General features: G+C 60.9%; 17 protein-coding genes. 3 read left to right on the top strand and 14 right to left on the bottom strand.

The genetic code is table 11. The features are described 5' to 3' along the window. The first annotated feature begins 9 nt into the window (after window positions 1-9). The 3 genes from JFT86_RS21295 (at window position 10) to JFT86_RS21285 (ending at window position 3262) form a co-directional block, all read left to right on the top strand. Complete coding sequence (locus JFT86_RS21295) at window positions 10-1203, top strand: acetyl-CoA C-acyltransferase (RefSeq protein ID WP_201238193.1); 1194 nt, start codon at window positions 10-12, stop codon at window positions 1201-1203. Window positions 1204-1344: 141 nt separating this feature from the next. Next, a complete protein-coding gene (locus JFT86_RS21290) occupies window positions 1345-2472 on the top strand; it encodes an acyl-CoA dehydrogenase (protein ID WP_007918873.1) in 1128 nt (375 codons plus the stop codon). Between the two features lie 16 nt (window positions 2473-2488). Beyond that, window positions 2489-3262: an enoyl-CoA hydratase gene (locus tag JFT86_RS21285; RefSeq protein WP_201238192.1), complete on the top strand. Its 774-nt coding sequence runs from the start codon at window positions 2489-2491 to the stop codon at window positions 3260-3262. Window positions 3263-3378: 116 nt separating this feature from the next. Here the strand turns inward: JFT86_RS21285 and JFT86_RS21280 are convergent, their stop codons facing one another. The 14 genes from JFT86_RS21280 to arnB form a co-directional block, all read right to left on the bottom strand. Beyond that, window positions 3379-4530, bottom strand: a complete 1152-nt coding sequence (locus JFT86_RS21280) for an acyl-CoA dehydrogenase family protein (RefSeq protein ID WP_201238191.1) — start codon at window positions 4528-4530, stop codon at window positions 3379-3381. 3 nt (window positions 4531-4533) lie between these two features. Further along, entirely contained in the window at window positions 4534-5640 is a 1107-nt protein-coding gene (locus tag JFT86_RS21275) for an enoyl-CoA hydratase/isomerase family protein (protein ID WP_201238190.1), read from the bottom strand. A gap of 240 nt (window positions 5641-5880) precedes the next feature. After that, window positions 5881-6567: an HPP family protein gene (locus tag JFT86_RS21270; RefSeq protein WP_201238189.1), complete on the bottom strand. Its 687-nt coding sequence runs from the start codon at window positions 6565-6567 to the stop codon at window positions 5881-5883. A 153-nt stretch (window positions 6568-6720) separates the two neighbouring features. Continuing rightward, window positions 6721-7899 (bottom strand): MFS transporter, encoded by a 1179-nt coding sequence (locus JFT86_RS21265; RefSeq protein ID WP_201238188.1) that lies wholly within the window; start codon window positions 7897-7899, stop codon window positions 6721-6723. A 207-nt stretch (window positions 7900-8106) separates the two neighbouring features. Next, a complete protein-coding gene (locus tag JFT86_RS21260) occupies window positions 8107-8625 on the bottom strand; it encodes a GNAT family N-acetyltransferase (RefSeq protein WP_201233436.1) in 519 nt (172 codons plus the stop codon). A 35-nt stretch (window positions 8626-8660) separates the two neighbouring features. Continuing rightward, complete coding sequence (locus JFT86_RS21255; RefSeq protein ID WP_347340319.1) at window positions 8661-10280, bottom strand: glycosyltransferase family 39 protein; 1620 nt, start codon at window positions 10278-10280, stop codon at window positions 8661-8663. Then, window positions 10253-11632, bottom strand: coding sequence for a UDP-glucose/GDP-mannose dehydrogenase family protein (locus JFT86_RS21250; RefSeq protein WP_201238187.1), 1380 nt, complete (start codon window positions 11630-11632; stop codon window positions 10253-10255). Before JFT86_RS21250 ends, JFT86_RS21255 begins: the two co-directional genes overlap by 28 nt. Further along, complete coding sequence (gene arnF / locus JFT86_RS21245) at window positions 11629-12033, bottom strand: 4-amino-4-deoxy-L-arabinose-phosphoundecaprenol flippase subunit ArnF (protein WP_201238186.1); 405 nt, start codon at window positions 12031-12033, stop codon at window positions 11629-11631. The genes JFT86_RS21250 and arnF overlap by 4 nt, the downstream gene beginning before the upstream one ends. After that, complete coding sequence (arnE, locus tag JFT86_RS21240; protein ID WP_201238185.1) at window positions 12030-12374, bottom strand: 4-amino-4-deoxy-L-arabinose-phosphoundecaprenol flippase subunit ArnE; 345 nt, start codon at window positions 12372-12374, stop codon at window positions 12030-12032. The genes arnF and arnE overlap by 4 nt, the downstream gene beginning before the upstream one ends. Then, window positions 12371-14023 (bottom strand): lipid IV(A) 4-amino-4-deoxy-L-arabinosyltransferase, encoded by a 1653-nt coding sequence (gene arnT, locus JFT86_RS21235; protein WP_201238184.1) that lies wholly within the window; start codon window positions 14021-14023, stop codon window positions 12371-12373. The genes arnE and arnT overlap by 4 nt, the downstream gene beginning before the upstream one ends. Further along, complete coding sequence (arnD, locus tag JFT86_RS21230; protein WP_201238183.1) at window positions 14020-14904, bottom strand: 4-deoxy-4-formamido-L-arabinose-phosphoundecaprenol deformylase; 885 nt, start codon at window positions 14902-14904, stop codon at window positions 14020-14022. The genes arnT and arnD overlap by 4 nt, the downstream gene beginning before the upstream one ends. Next, window positions 14904-16895 (bottom strand): bifunctional UDP-4-amino-4-deoxy-L-arabinose formyltransferase/UDP-glucuronic acid oxidase ArnA, encoded by a 1992-nt coding sequence (arnA, locus tag JFT86_RS21225; protein WP_201238182.1) that lies wholly within the window; start codon window positions 16893-16895, stop codon window positions 14904-14906. The genes arnD and arnA overlap by 1 nt, the downstream gene beginning before the upstream one ends. Further along, window positions 16892-17926, bottom strand: a complete 1035-nt coding sequence (gene arnC / locus JFT86_RS21220) for an undecaprenyl-phosphate 4-deoxy-4-formamido-L-arabinose transferase (RefSeq protein ID WP_201238181.1) — start codon at window positions 17924-17926, stop codon at window positions 16892-16894. Before arnC ends, arnA begins: the two co-directional genes overlap by 4 nt. After that, window positions 17923-19071 (bottom strand): UDP-4-amino-4-deoxy-L-arabinose aminotransferase, encoded by a 1149-nt coding sequence (gene arnB / locus JFT86_RS21215; RefSeq protein WP_201238180.1) that lies wholly within the window; start codon window positions 19069-19071, stop codon window positions 17923-17925. The genes arnC and arnB overlap by 4 nt, the downstream gene beginning before the upstream one ends. Between the last annotated feature and the right edge of the window lie 140 nt (window positions 19072-19211).

The following is a 19211-nucleotide window of genomic DNA, read 5'->3' as shown; positions in this document are numbered from 1 at the left end:
GGATTTGTCATGACCCTTTCCAACGATCCGATTGTCATTGTCAGCGCCGTCCGCACCCCGATGGGCGGATTTCAGGGCGAACTGAAAAGTCTTACCGCGCCACAACTCGGTGCCGCCGCGATCAAGGCGGCGGTTGAACGCGCCGGGGTCGCCAGCGACGCGGTCGATGAAGTGCTGTTCGGTTGCGTGCTGCCCGCCGGCCTCGGTCAGGCACCGGCGCGGCAAGCGGCACTGGGCGCCGGGCTGGATAAATCGACCCGTTGCACCACCGTCAACAAGATGTGTGGTTCGGGCATGGAAACCACCATTCTGGCCCACGACATGCTGGTCGCCGGCAGTGCCGATGTGGTGATTGCCGGTGGCATGGAAAGCATGTCCAACTCGCCGTATCTGCTCGATCGTGCCCGCGCCGGTTATCGCATGGGCCATGGCCGCGTGCTCGACTCGATGTTCCTCGACGGCCTCGAAGATGCCTACGACAAGGGTCGCCTGATGGGCACTTTTGCCGAGGACTGCGCCGAAACCAATGACTTCAGCCGCGAAGCGCAGGACGCTTTTGCGATCGCGTCGACCACCCGCGCGCAGCAGGCGATCAAGGACGGCAGCTTCAAGGACGAAATCGTCCCGCTGACCGTGACCGTCGGCAAAGAGCAGGTGCTGATCAGCAACGATGAACAGCCACCGAAAGCCAAACTGGACAAGATTGCCTCACTGAAACCGGCGTTCCGTGAAGGCGGCACGGTCACGGCGGCGAACTCCAGTTCGATTTCCGATGGCGCTGCGGCTTTGCTGCTGATGCGTCAGTCGCAGGCGCAGAAACTCGGTCTGAAGCCGTTGGCCGTTATTCATGGTCATGCAGCATTCGCCGACACTCCGGGGTTGTTTCCGGTGGCGCCGATTGGTGCGATCAAGAAACTGATCAAGAAAACCGGTTGGTCGCTGGGCGACGTTGATCTGTTCGAGGTCAACGAAGCGTTTGCCGTGGTCGGCATGGCGGCGATGACTCACCTGGAAATCCCCCACGACAAGCTCAACGTACACGGCGGCGCCTGCGCGCTGGGCCATCCGATCGGCGCGTCCGGTGCGCGGATTCTGGTGACCTTGCTGTCGGCACTGCGCCAGCGCAACCTCAAGCGCGGGATCGCGGCCATCTGCATCGGCGGCGGCGAAGCGACGGCCATGGCCGTGGAATGCGTCTACTGATTCACGCAGTCCCCTTGTAGGAGTGAGCCTGCTCGCGAAAGCGGTGGGTCATATAAATCAGTGTTGACTGACACGACGCCATCGCGAGCAGGCTCACTCCTACAAGGGGTTAGCGGTGCGACTGACATTTAAGGATTGACCATGATTCCCAACGAAGACCAAACCCAGATCCGCGACATGGCCCGGCAGTTTGCCGAGGAACGCCTCAAGCCGTTCGCCGCCGAGTGGGATCGCGAGCACCGTTTCCCCAAGGAGGCCATCGGCGAGATGGCCGAACTGGGCTTTTTTGGCATGCTCGTGCCGGAGCAGTGGGGCGGTTGTGACACCGGCTACCTGGCTTACGCCATGGCCCTGGAAGAAATCGCTGCCGGCGACGGCGCCTGCTCGACGATCATGAGCGTGCACAACTCGGTGGGTTGCGTGCCGATCCTCAAGTTTGGCAACGACGACCAGCGTGAGCGTTTCCTCAAGCCGCTGGCCAGCGGCGCGATGCTCGGCGCGTTTGCCCTGACCGAACCGCAGGCCGGTTCCGATGCCAGCAGTCTGAAAACCCGTGCGCGCCTTGAAGGCGATCACTACGTGCTGAACGGCTGCAAACAGTTCATCACTTCCGGGCAAAACGCCGGGATCGTCATTGTGTTTGCCGTGACCGATCCGAGTGCCGGCAAGCGCGGCATCACTGCGTTTATCGTGCCGACCGATTCGCCGGGCTACAAAGTCGCTCGCGTCGAAGACAAACTCGGCCAGCACGCCTCGGACACCTGCCAGATCCTCTTCGAAGACGTCAAAGTACCGGTCGCCAATCGACTGGGTGAGGAGGGCGAAGGTTACAAAATCGCCCTGGCCAACCTTGAAGGTGGTCGCGTCGGCATCGCCTCGCAATCGGTGGGCATGGCCCGCGCCGCGTTTGAAGCGGCGCGTGATTACGCCCGTGAACGCGACACCTTTGGCAAGCCGATCATCGAGCATCAAGCCGTGGCATTCCGCCTCGCCGACATGGCCACACAAATCGCCGTCGCCCGGCAAATGGTGCATTACGCCGCGGCGTTGCGTGACAGCGGCCAACCGGCGCTGGTTGAGGCGTCGATGGCCAAACTGTTCGCTTCGGAAATGGCCGAGAAGGTCTGCTCGATGGCGTTGCAAACCCTCGGCGGTTACGGTTACCTGAACGACTTCCCGCTGGAGCGCATCTACCGCGACGTGCGCGTCTGCCAGATCTACGAAGGCACCAGCGACATTCAGCGCATGGTCATCTCGCGCAATCTTTGAGAAGGAATCTGAATTCATGACTTACGAAACCATTTTGCTGGAAACCCACGGCCGTGTTGGCCTGATCACCCTGAACCGGCCGCAGGCGCTGAATGCCCTGAACGCGCAACTGGTCAGCGAAGTGAACCATGCCCTTGATGGCCTGGAAGCCGATGCGAACATCGGTTGCATCGTCCTCACCGGTTCGAAAAAGGCTTTTGCCGCCGGTGCCGACATCAAGGAAATGGCCGAGCTGACCTACCCGCAGATCTACATGGACGATCTGTTCAGCGACAGCGACCGTGTGGCCAACCGGCGCAAGCCGATCATCGCGGCGGTCAACGGCTTTGCCCTGGGTGGCGGCTGTGAGCTGGCGTTGATGTGCGACTTCATTCTGGCGGGCGACAACGCCAAATTCGGTCAGCCGGAAATCAACCTCGGCGTGCTGCCGGGCATGGGCGGCACCCAGCGCCTGACCCGCGCCGTGGGCAAGGCCAAAGCCATGGAGATGTGCTTGAGCGGGCGCATGATCGATGCGGTGGAAGCCGAGCGATGCGGCATCGTTGCGCGAATCGTGCCGAGCGATGAATTGCTGGAAGAAGCGCTGAAGGTGGCGGCGGTGATTGCCAGCAAGTCGCTGCCGATTGCGATGATGGTCAAAGAGAGCGTGAATCGTGCCTTTGAAGTGAACCTGACTGAGGGCGTGCGCTTCGAGCGCCGGGTGTTCCATGCGGCGTTTGCCACGCAGGATCAGAAAGAAGGAATGGCGGCGTTTGTGGCCAAGCGGACGCCTGAGTTTCAGGGCAAATAAGCAGCGTCTGAGCTGACCTCATCGCGAGCAGGCTCACTCCTACAGTGGAATAGCGGTTGACACAGTTTTTGTGTACACCCGAAGACCCTGTAGGAGTGAGCCTGCTCGCGATGCTTTTAGAGCTGGTAGTTCTTCAGTTCGCGGGCAATCACCATCCGCTGTATCTCGCTCGACCCTTCATAAATCTGCGTGATCCGTGCATCGCGGTAGTACTTCTCGACTGGATAGTCTTCCAGATACCCATACCCGCCATGAATCTGAATCGCCGACGAGCACACCTTCTCGGCCATTTCCGACGCAAACAGTTTGGCCTGCGAAGCCTCTGACAGACACGGTTTGCCCGCCGTGCGCAGCCGCGCCGCGTGCAGAATCATCAAGCGCGCCGCGTTCAGCTGCATGTGCATGTCGGCCAGCAAGTTGGCGATGCTCTGGTGTTCGTTGATCGGTTTGCCGAACTGGATACGCTCACGCGAATAAACCAGCGCCGCTTCGAACGCCGCACGGGCGATGCCCAACGCTTGCGCAGCGATGCCGATGCGGCCGCCTTCAAGGTTGGACAGTGCAATCGCCAGCCCCTTGCCGCGCTCACCGAGCAGATTGGCCTCGGGAATGCTGCAGTTGTTCAGTGTCACCGCGCAGGTGTCGGAGGCGCGGATGCCCATCTTGTGTTCGGTACGGTCGACGATGAACCCCGCGGTATCGGTTGGCACCAGAAACGCCGAAATGCCTTTCTTGCCAAGATCCGGATCGGTCACTGCAAACACGATAGCCAGTTTCGCCCGTTTGCCGTTGCTGACGAATTGCTTGGCGCCGTTGATCACCCACTGGCCGTCACGCAATTCGGCGCGGGTGCGCAGGTTGTGCGCTTCGGAACCGGCCTGCGGTTCGGTCAGGCAGAAGCAGCCGATGGTTTGCCCGCTGGCCAGATCCGCCAGCCAGGTCTGCTTCTGTTCTTCGCTACCGTAGTTGAGCACCGGGCCGCAACCGACCGAGTTGTGAATGCTCATGAACGCGCCGGTCGCGCCGTCGCCGGCAGAAATCTCTTCGACCGCCAAGGCATACGCCACGTAGTCGACGTAAGTACCGCCCCATTCTTCCGGCACCACCATACCGAGCAAACCGAGTTCGCCCATCTTCGCGACGAGCGCGTCATCGATCCAGCCAGCCTTTTCCCAGGCCTGTGCGTGGGGCGCGATTTCGCCACGGGCAAAATCCCGGGCCATGTCGCGGATCATCACTTGTTCTTCAGTCAGTTCGAGATCGTGCATGGCTCAGCTCCCGCTCTCATCAAAACCGTGGAAGAAACCCGCGACCTGCGCTGCGTCCAGCGCGGCGAGGGTCGGCGGGTTCCAGCGAGGTGTCTTGTCCTTGTCGATCAGCAGGGCGCGCACGCCTTCGATCAGGTCGCCGCGTTCGAACCACTGGCGATCCAGATGCAGCTCCTGGGCGAAGCAGTGTTCCAGGCTCAGGTGACGGCCGCGACGGAGCATCTCCAGGGTCACGGCCATGGCCAGCGGCGAACGGCTTTCCAGCAGATCAGCCGTGGTGGTCGCCCATTCATGGCTGTCGGCAACGGTCACGGCGCGCAGTTGCTCAACCATGCTCGGCACATCGGGCAGGGCGAAGAAGTGGTCGATGGCCGGGCGCAAGGCTTCCAGTGGCGCATCGGGCAGGGTTTGCACGGCGTGCTTGGCCAGCAGGTTTTGCAAGGCTTTGAGCGGCGTGTCCTGCCATTCCATCTGATCGAGTTTTTCGTCGAGCAGCGCCAGTTTGCTGCTGTCCAGGTACCAGTCGGCGAGGCCGCAATACAGCGCGTCGGCAGCACGGATCTGCACGCCGCTGACACCCAGATAAATGCCCAACTCACCGGGAATGCGCGGCAGGAAATAACTGCCGCCGACATCGGGGAAATAACCGATGGCCACTTCCGGCATCGCCAGTCGGCTCTTCTCGGTGACCACGCGCAGATCCGCGCCTTGCACCAGACCCATGCCGCCACCGAGGACAAAACCGTCCATCAGCGCCAATACAGGTTTGCGGTAATGATGAATCGTCAGGTCGAGGGCGTATTCCTCGACGAAGAAATCTTCGTGCAGCGTGTCGCCGCTTTTGAAACTGTCGTACAGAGAACGAATATCGCCACCGGCGCAGAAGGCTTTTTCACCGGCACCGCGCAGCACGACGGCCTGCACATTGGCATCGCTCGCCCAGGCGTCGAGCTGCTGTTGCAGCAGGCGCACCATGTCGAGGGTAATGGCGTTGAGACCGGCGGGGCGGTTGAGGGTGAGGTGACCAATGTGGTTGCGAACCTCGGCCAGCACTTCGTTTTGCGTGGCATCCATGGACTGTGTCCGCGGGGATGAAGCCTGAGCAGTCATCACTAACTCCCTGCTTTTATTGTCTTTATTCGAGAAGCTCGCGCGCGAGCGTTAGCCGATCGTAACAGTGCAAATTTGCCATGTACAACGGGGATATGTGCAGGGGCTGTCTGCGTTTTTACCTTAGTCGAAAATGTACGCGGGCTCATGTAGGAGCTGCCGCAGGCTGCGATCTTTTGATCTTGCCCTTGAATAACAAAATCAAAAGATCGCAGCCTTCGGCAGCTCCTACACAGGGGATCAGGTGAAGGTTTGGGTAATGCTGCGGCGCTTGGCGTGCAGTTCGCTGGCGTGGATCAGCTGTTCCAGATCTTCGGGGGTGATGTCGATGAAGGCCTCCATGTCCGCCAGTGCCCGTTTCAAGTCTTCGGCGGTGATCGCCTGACTGTCGACCGGGGCCACCATCGGCGCTGGGTCAGCGGGGCGTTTCGGATAACGAATCCGCGTCAGGTTGTTGTAGGCCAAGGCGCTGAGCAGCATGCACGCAGCGCCGAGCATTACCGGTCCCATCGCTGTCCAGTCCATGGCGACAGTCGCCGGATCTGCCAAAACCAGCGTCAATGCCAAGGCACCAGCCGGTGGATGCAGGCAACGCAACCAGCACATCAGAATCAGCGCCATGCCCGCCGCCAGACATGCACTGCCAAGGGTTCGCCCAAGCACCTGGGCCACCAGCAGCGCGACAACCCCGGCACACAAGTAACCGCCGAGAATCGACCAAGGCTGGGCCAGCGCACCCGACGACACCGCGAACAGCAGCACCGCCGAGGCGCCCAACGGACCGATCAGGTGATAAGCCACCTCATGACCGAACACCTGCGCGCACAGCCACACGCTGAACAACGTGCCCAGCGCCATGCCAATGGCGGCGCGGCTCCATTCGGTGGGGCGGGTGTTGATGGCGGCGGGCAACCAGCGAGCGAGCATGTAGATCCGATCCTGTAAAAAATCCGGGCAAAAAAAAGGACTGTCCGGCAATCCGGAAAGCCCTCGAAGTGTTCCAACATTGGGGGAGGAACGTGCACAGTGTGCCGATCAATCACGATGCTGACAAATTCATATTAATGAAGTTTCAGTGCACTATTTTTGAATTGAAGCGACACGCCGCCCACTGACGAAACACAGATAACCACCCAACGCCGCCAGTGCACTCAGCGCATAGAACATGCTCGGCGCCGGCGTGTGCATCAGCAAAAATCCGCACATCACCGGACTCGCCGCACCGCCGAGTGCCGCCAGGTTCTGCGCGCCGTAGTAGCTGCCTCGCAGTTCCTCCGGGGCCAGCGTGTCGACGAAAAGAAAGTCCGCCGGGTAAATGATCATCTCGCCCAGGGTGAAAATGAACATCGCCACGCACCAGCCAACAAGACTGTCAGCCAGGCTGAAGCCGATCAGCCCGACGATGAACAACGCCGTGCCACCGGCAATCCAGTGGCGCAGGTGTTCGCGCTTGAGGAAGCGACCGATCTGGTATTGCAACAGGATCACCGTGATCGCGTTGCAGGCGAGCAGGGCGGCCATGGTGTCCAGCGTCTGTTGCTGAGTGTGGGTCACCAACAGATATTGCGAGAGGTACAACGTGAAGCGCCCGTGGACCAACGTGCTGAGCAGGCAACCGAGGGTAAACAGGATCATCGTCCGGTCATTCTTGAGGATGATCAGCGTATTGAAAAAGCTTTGTGGCTGGTTGACCGGCGAGATCGGGCTGGCCTCTCTGCCGGCGCCGAGCAGCAGGAAAATGCTGCCAATGGCTATCACGCCGGCAACGATGAAGGGCGCGGAAGGCTGGATGCCGGCAATCACCACGCCGATCATCGGCCCAACCGCGTAGCCGATATTGGTCAGCGTGTAATTCAGCGAGAACGCCTTGACCCGCTGGCCGACCGGCAGGTTTTCACTGAGGATCGCCTTGGAGCAGATCAGGAACAGCGCCGAAGCGGTTTCGCTGACGATCAGCACCAGGGTGACCAGATACAGGTTTTGCGCGAAGGTCAGCAGCATCAGGCCGATGCCGCTGGAGAGCATCGTCACGATCAGCAACTGGCGCTTGTCCAGCTTGTCGATGATGTAGCCGCCGTACAGCGACAACAGCGTTGCACTGAACACAGCGATGCCCAGCAGCAGACCGACGTCCTGCGGGTTAAGGCCGAGTTTGTTGCTGAGGAACAGGGTCAGCAGCGGACTGATCAGGGCACGACTGACAACGACGGTCAGCGAGCTGATCATCAGTCGGCGAATGAAGCGCGAGTAGGTGGCCACGAAGAGGTCAACGTCCTTATTTCAAATACGAGGGGCGCGCCGTCATCCTCCCCGGCTCTCGCCCGGCGGTCAACCTGACACACCCGACATGTGGGTGTGTCCCTGTAGGAGCTGCCGAAGGCTGCGATCGTTTGATCTTGATCCTGAAAAAACAAGATCAAAAGAACGCAGCCTTCGGCAGCTCCTACAGGGGGGATGTGGTGGATTTCAGGGGAGGGGCAGGCGCATGGCGCAGCGTCGTTCGCCGGGGAAGCCGTGGGCGATTTCGCTTTGCAGGGCGCTCAGCAGATGTGGCGGCGTGTCCTGCCGGGTGAGCACGGCAAACCCGAGGCGCTGATAGAACGGCGCATTCCACGGCAGATCACGGAAAGTGGTCAGGGTCACGGCCTGCAATTGCATTCGGCGCGCCTGTTCAATTGCCGCCAACACCAGCGCACGCCCCATGCCTTGTCCTTGATAATCCTGACTCACTGACAGTTCTTCGATGTGCAACTGATTGTCGATTTGCAGCGCCCGAAGAAACCCGGCCAATGGCTGGCCAGCACTTTCCACCACCCAAACGCACATCTGCTCGATGGCTTGCACATGTTGCTCAACGCCAGGCACTTCAGCGTCGGCGAGCCAGGCGAGGGCAGGGTCGAGACGAAACAGTTCGGCGGCCGAGCGTTCGATAGCGGGGAGGGCGGCCGCGTCAGCAGGGCTGGCGCGGCGGACGATGAAAGTCATGTCGGGACGAATCCTGTCGAGCAAAGCCCGACAGATTACGGTTTCAGCCACAGCAGGACATAGTCGTTTTTATCGAAACGCCCACTCACCACCGGTTCCAGCGTTTGCAGCGGCGTACCCGCGAGCGCCTTGAAGTCGTTGCGATCCATCATCAGCCACGCCGGGCCTTTGAGTGCTTCCAGGTCCTGCACGGTTTCGCTGAACTGTGGTTGCAGATCCTGTTCGAGGTTGACCATGAACTTGATCGCCTTGGCATCTTTGCCCATGCCGTGCAGCACCAGCGGCGCCGGGTTTTGTTGAACCCGGGCGAACGCTTCACGGCTGAAGGTGCGGGTGTCGTACATCTGCCGTTCAACCGGTTCGAACACCATTGCATACACGGCCCACAGCGCCAGCACTGCGCTGAACGCCATGACCTCGGCACGCCAGCGCGGCCGCCACAGTCGCGACAACGTCAACACTTGCAGCACGCCGAGCACGATCAACACCGGCGTCAGGCCGGTCAGCAGTTCGGGAAAGCGTCGCTGCGCAACCAGCAACACCACCAACAGCAACCCCGGCGTCAGCAGCCACAGCCCTTGAATCACGCCGCGCAACCAGACGAAAACGCGCCCGTGCGCCACCTGAAACGGATACGCCGCAATGATCGCCGCCATCGGCAACATCGGCAGCAGATAACGCGCCTTCTTCGCCTGCGGGATCGACAGCCCGACCATCACGATCAATCCCGCCGCCGCGCAATACTGCACCAGACGCAAGGCCGGTCCGCGCTGTTGCGGTTTGCTCAGCCACGCGCAGGCCAACGCCAGCAAGGCCAGCGGGTAGGCCAACGCATAGTTGCCGAGTGAACTGGTGAAGTAATACAGCGAACCGCTGACGCCCTCGCTGCCATCCATGCGTCCCATGAACTGCATGCGAATCACGTCCTGCATGAACACCGGACCACCACTAATCTGCGCCAGCCACAACAACAGCCCGACGCACGCCACCAGCAACAGCGCCGCCAGCCCGCCGAACACCAGCAATCGCGACCACTGTCGATTGAGCAGGTAATAGCTGCACAGCATCCCGGTCGGCACCACCAGCCCGATCGGCCCGCGAATGCCGAAACCGAGCAGCAGCAACACAAAGATCAGCGGCCAGCGTCGTCCAGCACTGAAATGATCGTGGGCATAACCGAGGTAGAACACCGCAAATGCCACCGCGGCGAGCATCAGGTCCTGAGACACCGCACGCACTTCAGTGACGAAAGTGCCGGTGAGCATCAGCAAGGCAATGCTGAGCAACGCCCAGCGCCGCGAATACGGCGTCAGCAGCCGATACATCAACGTCACCATCACGGCCCCGGCGACAGCGCTCGGCGCCCAGGCCGTGAAGGCGTTGACCGTGCCGAACGGCAGCGACAGCAGCCAGACAAACAACGTCGACACTGCCGAGTAATCGGCATACGGCTGCCCGTAAGTGGTGGGGAATACCGTCGGCCCGTGGCGCAGCATTTCCTGCGCGAACAGCACAAAACGTGAGTCAAAACCGATAGGGGCCTGCCCGTAGACCCCGGCGATAAACAATAAAAACGCCAGCAGCCCTGCGATCAGGGACTGCCGGCGAATGGCAGGCGTCAGCGTAATCAAGCGACGTCGGACGCGTGTGGCCACTGTTGCAGCGGGATCGGCAATTTGCGCGATTCACCACGGCCCATCGGGAAGTAGTGGAAGCCGTTGCGCGCCAGACGCTCGGCGTCATACAGGTTGCGCCCGTCGAAGATCACCGGGGTGTTGAGACGTTGCTTGATCAGCTCGAAATCCGGGGCCTTGAACTGCTGCCACTCGGTGCAGATGATCAACGCGTCGGCGCCCGGCAATACCGATTCCGGGGTGCCCATCAGCATCAGTTTCGACTCGTCCGGGTAGAGGTTCTGGGTTTCCTGCATGGCCTCCGGGTCGAACGCGCGCACGCTGGCGCCGGCGGCCCACAGTTCTTCCAGCAGGACGCGGCTCGGTGCGTCGCGCATGTCGTCGGTGTTCGGTTTGAAGGCCAGGCCCCAGAGGGCGAAGGTCTTGCCGCGCAAATCACCCTTGTAGAACGCGTTGATACGCTCGAACAGTTTGTGTTTCTGGCGTTGGTTGATCGCCTCGACCGCTTGCAGCAAGTCGCTGGAGCAGTGCGCTTCTTCGGCACTGTGGATCAAGGCGCGCATGTCTTTGGGGAAGCACGAACCACCATAACCGCAGCCCGGGTAGATGAAGTGATAACCGATGCGCGTGTCGGCACCGATGCCCTGACGCACCGATTCAATGTCGGCACCGAGGTGTTCGGCCAGTTCAGCGATCTGGTTGATGAAGCTGATTTTGGTCGCGAGCATGCAGTTGGCGGCGTACTTGGTCAGCTCGGCGCTGCGCAGGTCCATGAACATGATGCGGTCATGGTTACGGTTGAACGGCGAATACAGGTCGCGCATGACATCGCGTACTTCATCGCCTTCGCAGCCGATGACGATGCGATCCGGACGGCGGCAGTCAGCGACCGCCGAGCCTTCCTTGAGAAATTCCGGGTTGGAGACGATATCGAATTGCAGCAGGCGCCCGACCTTGATCAGGGCCTTTTCGATGTGCGTGCGCAGGGTGTCGCCGGTGCCCACCGGCACCGTGGATTTCTCCACCAAAATCAATGGTTGCTCACGATGGCGGGCAATCGCGTCGCCCACCGACAGCACGTAACGCAGATCCGCCGAACCGTCTTCACGCGACGGCGTACCCACGGCGATAAATGCGACGCGACCGTGCTGTACCGCGTGTTTTTCATCGGTGGTGAATTGCAGACGTTTCGAATCCAGACCTTCACGCACCAGGCTGGCCAGCCCCGGTTCGAAGATGCTGACGTGGCCCTGACGCAACAAGTCGACCTTTTTCTGATCGACGTCCATGCACACGACGTCATGGCCAACCTCGGCCAGCACTGCGGCCTGCACCAGACCGACATATCCGCTACCAAATACTGTGATTTTCATGGAGCACTCCTGAATTCGGGCGCACGAGCCGGACGAGTGTTGATGGTGATGACTCCGAGCATGACCAGCGCCACGCCCAGTGATTTAGTGAAACTGAAGGATTCGTTGAACAGCGGCAGACTGGCCGCCAACAGGTACACCAGCGCATAGCTGACGCTCAGCAGCGAATAGGCGCGGCCCAGCGGCAGATCGCGCAAGGCGGCGAGCCAGCAGAGCATCGACAGTGCGTAGGCGAAGATCGCCGCGACAACCACGGCCAGCGCACGCAGATCGATACTGTCCAGAGCCAGCCAGTGTTCCGGCGTCGGCAGGCGCGTCATGCTCCAGCGCATGCCCAGTTGCGCGGCGCTGACCAGCAACACGCTGCCCATGGCGAAAGTGATTCCACGACCCGGGTTCATGATTGTTGCCCCAGCAAAACCACGCCGCCGATCACCAACGCCACGCCAAGCCAATGCTGACGGTCGATCGGTTCACGGAAGACGAAACGCGCGATCAGGGTGATCAAGACGAAATTGAGGCTGAGCATCGGGTAAGCGATGCCAACTTCCAGACGCTGCAGCACCAGCAGCCAGACCAACAGGCCCGAGCCCAGCGCGAGCAGCGCCAGCCACAACCATGGCGAGCGCAGTTTGTCAGCCCAGGACGACTCGACACCGCGCCAACTCTCCACGGCGTACTTTTGCGCGACCTGACCGAGGCAGGTCAGCAGGCAGGCGACCAACAGCAGCAACAGGCTCATGACGCCTCCTTGGGAAGAATCATGATCACCAGGTTGCCCTGCTCATAACGGACGCCGTCCTTTGGCAGTCTGTCGATTTCGTCCAGTTCGTCTTGCCCCTTGACGCGCATCACCACGCCGACCGAACCGCTGCGGCGCGCCTCGCGCATCCACTGTTGAACCTGTTCGGGATCAACCCGCTGTTGAATGCCATCAGGATAGGCAAGGCCATATTTCAATTCGCCTATCGTGTTGTACAACGCCACTTGCGGGCGTTTCAGCCGCCAGGCCAGGGCCGATGCGGCGCCCAGATCGTTGCTCAACAGATGATCGGCCTGCGCCAGTTCAGTGACGTGATGCTTGATGAACTGGTCAGGCGTCTTGTTGGCAATCACCGATTTGGGCAATGCCGCCGGCAACAGCGCAATCAGCAACAGACTGCCGAAGGCCGGCGCCGCCCAGCACTGCAAAGGCAGGAAGGCTTGCAACAGATTGGCGATGATCCAGCCGATCAGCGCGATGAACACCAGCACCAGACTGTGCAGTTCGTGGTCATAAATCGGCCGCGTCAGTTGCACGTACACCAAGGCAATCAACACCGCGACACCGAGCACCAGATTCAGCAAACCATTGATGCCCAACGCCCGACCTTGCTCCAGTCGCAAGCGATCGGCCAACGCATTGCCGAGCAGCAACGCCATCGGCAACAGGCACGGCAGGATGTAGGTCGGCAGTTTGCCGTTGCTCAGGCTGAAAAACGCCAGCGGCATCAGTAGCCACAGCAACAGGAACACCACGTTCGGCTGAGCACGGTTTTGCCATGCCTGCCTGAAAGCCGTCGGCAACAGCCCCACCCACGGCAGACTGAATGCGACCAGCAGCGGCAGGTAAAACCACCACGGCGCATCGTGCTGGGCGTCGTCACCGGCAAAGCGGCGGATGTGCTCGTGCCAGAAGAAGAACCGCCAGTAGTCCGGTTCCTGCGCGTGCACCGCCAGCACCCACGGCAGGCTGACAATGACTGCCACGGCAATCGCTACCGGGCCGTACAACAGCAATTCACGCCAGCGTTTTTGCCAGAGCATCCACGGCAAGGCGATCAGCACCGGCAACACCCAGGCGAGAAAGCCCTTGGTCATGAAACCCATACCGCAGGCCAGCCCCAGCTGCGCCCACGCGGTCATGCGTTTGCCGCTGGTTTGACTGTCGACGGCAAACCACAGCGCCACCAGGCTCAAGTTGACCCAAAAAGTGAATTGCGGATCGAGGTTGGCGTAGCCCGACTGGCCGGCGACCACGGTGAAGCTCATGTAGAGCAGGGCGCAGACGAAGCTTTTGCGCGGATCGTTCCACAGGCGCCGGGCGATGAGGTAGCAGAGCAACACGCTCAAACCCGTGCTCAACGCCGAAGCGAAACGCACGCCAAACAGGTTCTGCCCGAACAATTGCTGACCCAGCGCGATCATCCAGTAACCGGCAATCGGCTTCTCGAAATAGCGCAGGCTCATGAAATGCGGCGACACCCAGTTACCGCTCAGCAGCATGTCCTGGCTGATTTGCGCATAGCGGGTCTCGTCGGGAATCCACAAGCCATGGCTGCTCAGCGGCAGCAGATAAGCCAGCAGACAGATCGCCAACAGCAGCAGCGGCAGTGTCCAGCGTTTAGTCATGCGCCTTGCACTCCCAGCCAGCCTTCGCGGCCGTCGAGGGCGCCGCGCTGAACGCGACCCACGGGCAAGGTGTTGAAGAACTCGGGCAACAAGTCGCCCAACGGGGTGAAGTCGATGTTGCGCTGGCGTGCTTCGGCCAGCAGTTGACGAAAGTCCTCAGCCATCAGAATCCCTTCTACTTCGGCATGTATGGTGTAGACGTTGAGTTGTCGCGGCAGAAAGTGATCAAGGATGAACCGGTTGAAATCCCGCGCCGCAACGATAGGTCCGACGACCTCATCGAAGGTCGGCAGATCCACCGGAATCTGTGGTGTGCCCGGTGTGCCGTCAGCCAGCAACGGACGGAACAGCCGCGTGCCTCGGCAATCGCTGTTGTAGCGAAAGCCGAAAGCCTGCTTGGCTTCGATCACGCGCTCATCGGCACGCCAGCCGGCAGCGGCCGAACAGGTGACTTTTTCGCCAAGAATGTCGCTCAAGGTGTCGACACCCTGACGGATCTGCTCGATCAGTTGCGCCTGGTTCCAGCGCCCGGCATTGGCCTGCCAGCCGTGGTGATCCCAGGCGTGCAGGCCGACTTCATGACCGGCGTCGCGGGCCTGACGCATCAGGTGCCCGAGTTCGCGGCCAATCGGTTTGCCCGGCCACGCGGTACCGGCCAGCAAAATATCCCAGCCATACAGGCCGGCCGCGTTGGAGCGAAGCATCTTCCAGAGAAACTGCGGGCGGATCAGGCGCCACAGATGCCGGCCCATGTTGTCCGGGCCGACACTGAAGAAGAACGTTGCCTTGATCTGCGCTTCGTCGAGCATTTCCAGCAGACGCGGCACACCTTCACGGGTGCCGCGAAAGGTATCGACGTCGATGCGTAGACCGGCCTGCATTAACGCTTGTCCGCGATTTCGAGCATGGCTTCACGCAAGAAGAAATCCAGCGTATTGCCAATGGTCTCGCGCATTTCCACGGTCGGCGTCCAGTCCAGCAGGCGCTTGGCGTTGGCGATGCTTGGTTTGCGGTGCTCGACGTCCTGATAACCGGCGCCGTAGAACGCCTTGCTTTCGACGTCGCGGAAACCGGCGAACGGCGGGAAGTTGTCGCGCAGCGGATGCGCTTCGAACTGGCGCAACAGCTCTTCGCCCAACTGGCGGATGCTGGCTTCGTTGTCCGGGTTGCCGATGTTGATGATCTGGCCGTTGCAGACGTCGTTGTCGTTATCGATGATCCGCGCCAGTGCCTCGACGCCGTCAGCGATGTCGGTGAAGCAGCGTTTCTGCTCACCGCCGTCGAACAGGCGAATCGGCGTGCCTTCCACCAGATTGAGGATCAGCTGGGTGATTGCGCGGGAGCTGCCGATGCGTGCCGAATCCAGACGATCAAGGCGCGGGCCCATCCAGTTGAAAGGACGGAACAGGGTGAAATTCAGACCCTTGGCGCCGTAGGCCCAGATGACCCGGTCGAGCAGTTGCTTGGACACCGAGTAGATCCAGCGCTGCTTGTTGATCGGCCCGACGATCAGGTTGGAGGTGTCTTCGTCGAAGTTCTTGTCCTGGCACATGCCATAGACTTCCGAGGTCGACGGGAAGATCACGCGTTTGTTGTACTTGACGCAGTAGCGCACCAGTTTGAGGTTTTCTTCGAAATCGAGTTCGAACACCCGCAGCGGATTGCGCGTGTATTCGATCGGCGTGGCGATGGCCACCAGCGGCAGGACCACGTCGCATTTCTTGATGTGGTACTCGATCCACTCGGAGTGAATGCTGATGTCGCCTTCGACGAAGTGGAAACGCGGATGGCTGCGCAGACGCTCGATGGCGTCGGAGCCGATATCCAGACCGTAGACTTCATAGCGATCATCACGCAGCAGACGCTCGGACAGGTGATTGCCGATGAAGCCGTTGACGCCGAGGATCAATACGCGAGTGCGACGTGGGCCACGGCCGGATTCGGCGCCGCGCAGCAGCGAGCCGTCGACCAGACCGAGCTCGCTGGCCAGTTGCGGGCCGCTCAGGAACAGGCCGTTGTCGTTGCGCTGACCCGACAGAATCACCAGCGAGTCTTCACCGCAGGCAATGCGCAGCGGATCGACGCTGATCACCCGGCCCGGGGCCTGGCCTTCGTTGCCTTTGACGACTTCGGCGCTCCAGACAATCAACTTGTGCTCGCCCACGGCGCAGAAGGCGCCCGGGTACGGCTGAGTGACGGCGCGGACCAGATTGAACAGTTGCTCGGCAGGTTGCGCCCAGACCAGTTTGCCGTCGGCTGCGGTGCGGCGACCGAACACCGTGGCCTGGCTTTCATCCTGTGCGGTTTCACTGATCTTGCCTTGCAGCATCGACGGCAGGGTGTCACGCAACAGATCGCTGGCGGCGACACGCAGTTTGCCGTGCAGGCTCAACGCGGTATCACTGCGCTCGATGGCCACGCGCTGCTGGGCGACGATGGCGCCGGCATCGGCACGTTTGACCATGCGGTGCAGGGTCACGCCGGTTTCGGTTTCGCCGTTGACCAGCACCCAGTTGGCCGGAGCGCGGCCACGGTAGCGTGGCAGCAACGAACCGTGCAGGTTGAACGCACCTTTTTTCGCCGTGGCCAGCAGCGGCTCGCTCAGCAGGTTGCGGTAGTAGAAGGAGAAAATGTAATCCGGGTCGAGCTTGGCGATGCGCTCGATCCACAATGGGTGATTGGCGTCTTCCGGCGCGTGCACCGGGATGCCTTTGTTTGCACACAATTGCGCGACCGAGGCGTAGAAAGCGTTCTCTTTCGGGTCATCGGCGTGAGTGAACACCGCCGCGATGTCGTAGCCGCTGTCGAGCAGGGCTTGAATGCCGGCGCAGCCAATATCGTGGTAAGCGAAGACAACAGTTTTTGCACTCATGAGAGAACCTGACCGGTAGTAGAAGTTGTAGAAGGAGTAGAGGACAGACCATCAACGGTGACGGCCGGCGCCGGCGTAGCGGGGTGGCTGCGCAGCACCTTTTCAATGAAGAAACGCGGGCGGGCGCGCACGTCGCTGTACATGCGCCCCAGGTATTCGCCGAGCAGGCCCATGCCGATGAACTGGCCACCGGTAAACACGAACAGCACCGCGAACAGCACGAACATGCCGTCCCCGGCCCAGCCGGAACCGAAGGCCAGACGCAATACGATCAACGCGACGGCAAACAACACGCCGAGCCCGGCCATGGTGAAACCGACGATGCTCAGCAAGCGTAAAGGCGTGGTGGTCATGCAGGTGATCAGGTCGAACATCAGGTTGATCAGACGCATCGGGCTGTACTTCGAATCGCCATGCTCACGCTCGGCATGGGCGACAACGATTTCAGTGGTGTGGCGGGCGAAGCTGTTGGCCAGAATCGGGATGAACGTGCTGCGTTCACGGCAGGCGAGCATCGCGTCGATGATCGTGCGGCGATAAGCGCGGAGCATGCAGCCGTAGTCGCTCATGGCGACGCCGGTGGAGCGTTGCACGGCGAGGTTGATCAGTTTCGACGGGTAACGGCGCAACGCCGAATCCTGGCGATTGCCGCGCACAGTGCCAACCACGTCGTAGCCTTTTTCGGCCTCGGCGACCAGGCGCGGGATTTCTTCCGGCGGGTTCTGCAGGTCGGCGTCGAGGGTAATCACCACGTCGCCCTTGCATTGCTCGAACCCGGCCATGATCGCCGCATGCTGGCCGTAGTTGCGATTGAGGATCACCGCGACAAACGGGCTGTCTTCGCGGCTCGCGGCTTCTTCCAGCAGATTGGCGGACTCGTCACGGCTGCCATCGTCGACGAGGACGATTTCGTAGTCGTGGCGCAGCAACCGGCACGCCGCTTCGGTGCGGCGCAGCAGTTCCGGCAGGCTGTCCTGTTCGTTGTAGACCGGGATAACGATCGACACACAACGGATTGGGTAAGGTTTCACGGGCGTTTGTCCATAAGAGTGGCGATGGCGCCGACCACGCGATCAAGGTCTTGATCGGTCATGTCGGGGAACAACGGAATCGAGCACAGCCGCGCCGAGTTCCATTCGGTGTTGGGCAGATACAGATCGGGGTCACGCTGGCGGTACCAGGTGTGCAGGTGGGTGGCGATGAAATGGATGCCGGTGCCGATGCCCTGATCCTGCAAACCTTTCATGAAGGCTTCGCGATCCATGCCGCAGCGCTCGCTGTCGATGCGCAGGATGAACAGGTGCCAGGCGTGGGTTTGTTCGTAGGCAGGCACAGCCAGCGGTTGCACCGGCAGGCCTTCGAGTTTTTGCCGGTAGGCAGCAGCCAGTTCGGTGCGGCGGGCGTTGATCGCGTCCAGACGCTGCAGTTGCACCAAAGCAATCGCCGCGTTGATGTCGGCCAGGTTGTATTTGAAACCCGGCTCCATGACCTGCGCCTGCGGTTTGCGGCCACCCGTGAGGCGGTCGTAGGCGTCAACGCCCAGACCATGGAACTTGAGCATGCGCACACGACTGGCCAGCGCTTCGTCGTCGGTGACGAACATCGCGCCTTCGGCGCAGGTCATGTTCTTGATCGCGTGGAAGGAAAAGATCGCCGTGCCTTGGGCGCCGACGTGGCGACCCTTGTAGCGGGTGCCGGCGGCATGGGCAGCGTCTTCGATCACCGCGATGCCGTGTTTGTCGGCCAGTGCGTACAGCGGATCGAGATCGAATGCCGCGCCGGCGTAATGCACCGGAATGATCGCTTTGGTGCGCGGGGTGATGGCGGCTTCGATGCGAGCGGCGTCGGTCATCAGCTTGTCGCGGTCGACGTCGACGAACACCGGCGTGGCGCCGATCAGCGAGATCATGTTGGCGGTCGAGACCCAGGTCTGCGACGGCGTGATGACTTCGTCACCGGGACCGATGCCCAACGCCAGCAGGGTGATGTGCATGCCGCCAGTGGCCGAAGACAAGGCCACGGCGTGCCGGCAGCCGACGTACTGCGCAAATTGTTCTTCGAGGGCCTGGTTTTTCGGTCCGGTGGTGATCCAGCCTGAACGCAATACTTGCTCTACGGCTGCAATTTCTTCATCACCGATACTGGGGCGAGAGAAGGGGAGAAACGCCTGACTCATGAACACCTCATCACAAACAATCAGAAGAAAACCAACTCGAAAATTCGGATCCAACTTCAGCGTAGACGCAAAAAACACCTTCGCATCAATAAGTTGCTGAAATGACTTACCGTCGGGGTCAGGTTGACTTTTCGGGCGTT

Origin of the sequence: Pseudomonas sp. TH06 (assembly GCF_016651305.1) — a bacterium.
Lineage (GTDB): Bacteria > Pseudomonadota > Gammaproteobacteria > Pseudomonadales > Pseudomonadaceae > Aquipseudomonas.
Note: the sequence above shows the minus strand (reverse complement) of the source record. Positions and strands in the feature narration are given on the sequence as shown.

Excerpts from the sequence above, each read along its gene's own strand:
- JFT86_RS21290 (WP_007918873.1), top strand. The coding sequence starts at position 1,345 with ATGATTCCCAACGAAGACCAAACCCAGATCCGCGACATGGCCCGGCAG.
- arnA (WP_201238182.1), bottom strand. The coding sequence starts at position 16,895 with ATGAGTGCAAAAACTGTTGTCTTCGCTTACCACGATATTGGCTGCGCC.
- JFT86_RS21285 (WP_201238192.1), top strand. The coding sequence starts at position 2,489 with ATGACTTACGAAACCATTTTGCTGGAAACCCACGGCCGTGTTGGCCTG.
- arnE (WP_201238185.1), bottom strand. The coding sequence starts at position 12,374 with ATGAGCCTGTTGCTGCTGTTGGTCGCCTGCCTGCTGACCTGCCTCGGT.
- JFT86_RS21260 (WP_201233436.1), bottom strand. The coding sequence starts at position 8,625 with ATGACTTTCATCGTCCGCCGCGCCAGCCCTGCTGACGCGGCCGCCCTC.
- arnB (WP_201238180.1), bottom strand. The coding sequence starts at position 19,071 with ATGAGTCAGGCGTTTCTCCCCTTCTCTCGCCCCAGTATCGGTGATGAA.
- arnD (WP_201238183.1), bottom strand. The coding sequence starts at position 14,904 with ATGCAGGCCGGTCTACGCATCGACGTCGATACCTTTCGCGGCACCCGT.
- JFT86_RS21270 (WP_201238189.1), bottom strand. The coding sequence starts at position 6,567 with ATGCTCGCTCGCTGGTTGCCCGCCGCCATCAACACCCGCCCCACCGAA.
- JFT86_RS21295 (WP_201238193.1), top strand. The coding sequence starts at position 10 with ATGACCCTTTCCAACGATCCGATTGTCATTGTCAGCGCCGTCCGCACC.
- JFT86_RS21250 (WP_201238187.1), bottom strand. The coding sequence starts at position 11,632 with ATGAAAATCACAGTATTTGGTAGCGGATATGTCGGTCTGGTGCAGGCC.
- arnT (WP_201238184.1), bottom strand. The coding sequence starts at position 14,023 with ATGACTAAACGCTGGACACTGCCGCTGCTGCTGTTGGCGATCTGTCTG.
- JFT86_RS21275 (WP_201238190.1), bottom strand. The coding sequence starts at position 5,640 with ATGACTGCTCAGGCTTCATCCCCGCGGACACAGTCCATGGATGCCACG.
- JFT86_RS21280 (WP_201238191.1), bottom strand. The coding sequence starts at position 4,530 with ATGCACGATCTCGAACTGACTGAAGAACAAGTGATGATCCGCGACATG.
- arnF (WP_201238186.1), bottom strand. The coding sequence starts at position 12,033 with ATGAACCCGGGTCGTGGAATCACTTTCGCCATGGGCAGCGTGTTGCTG.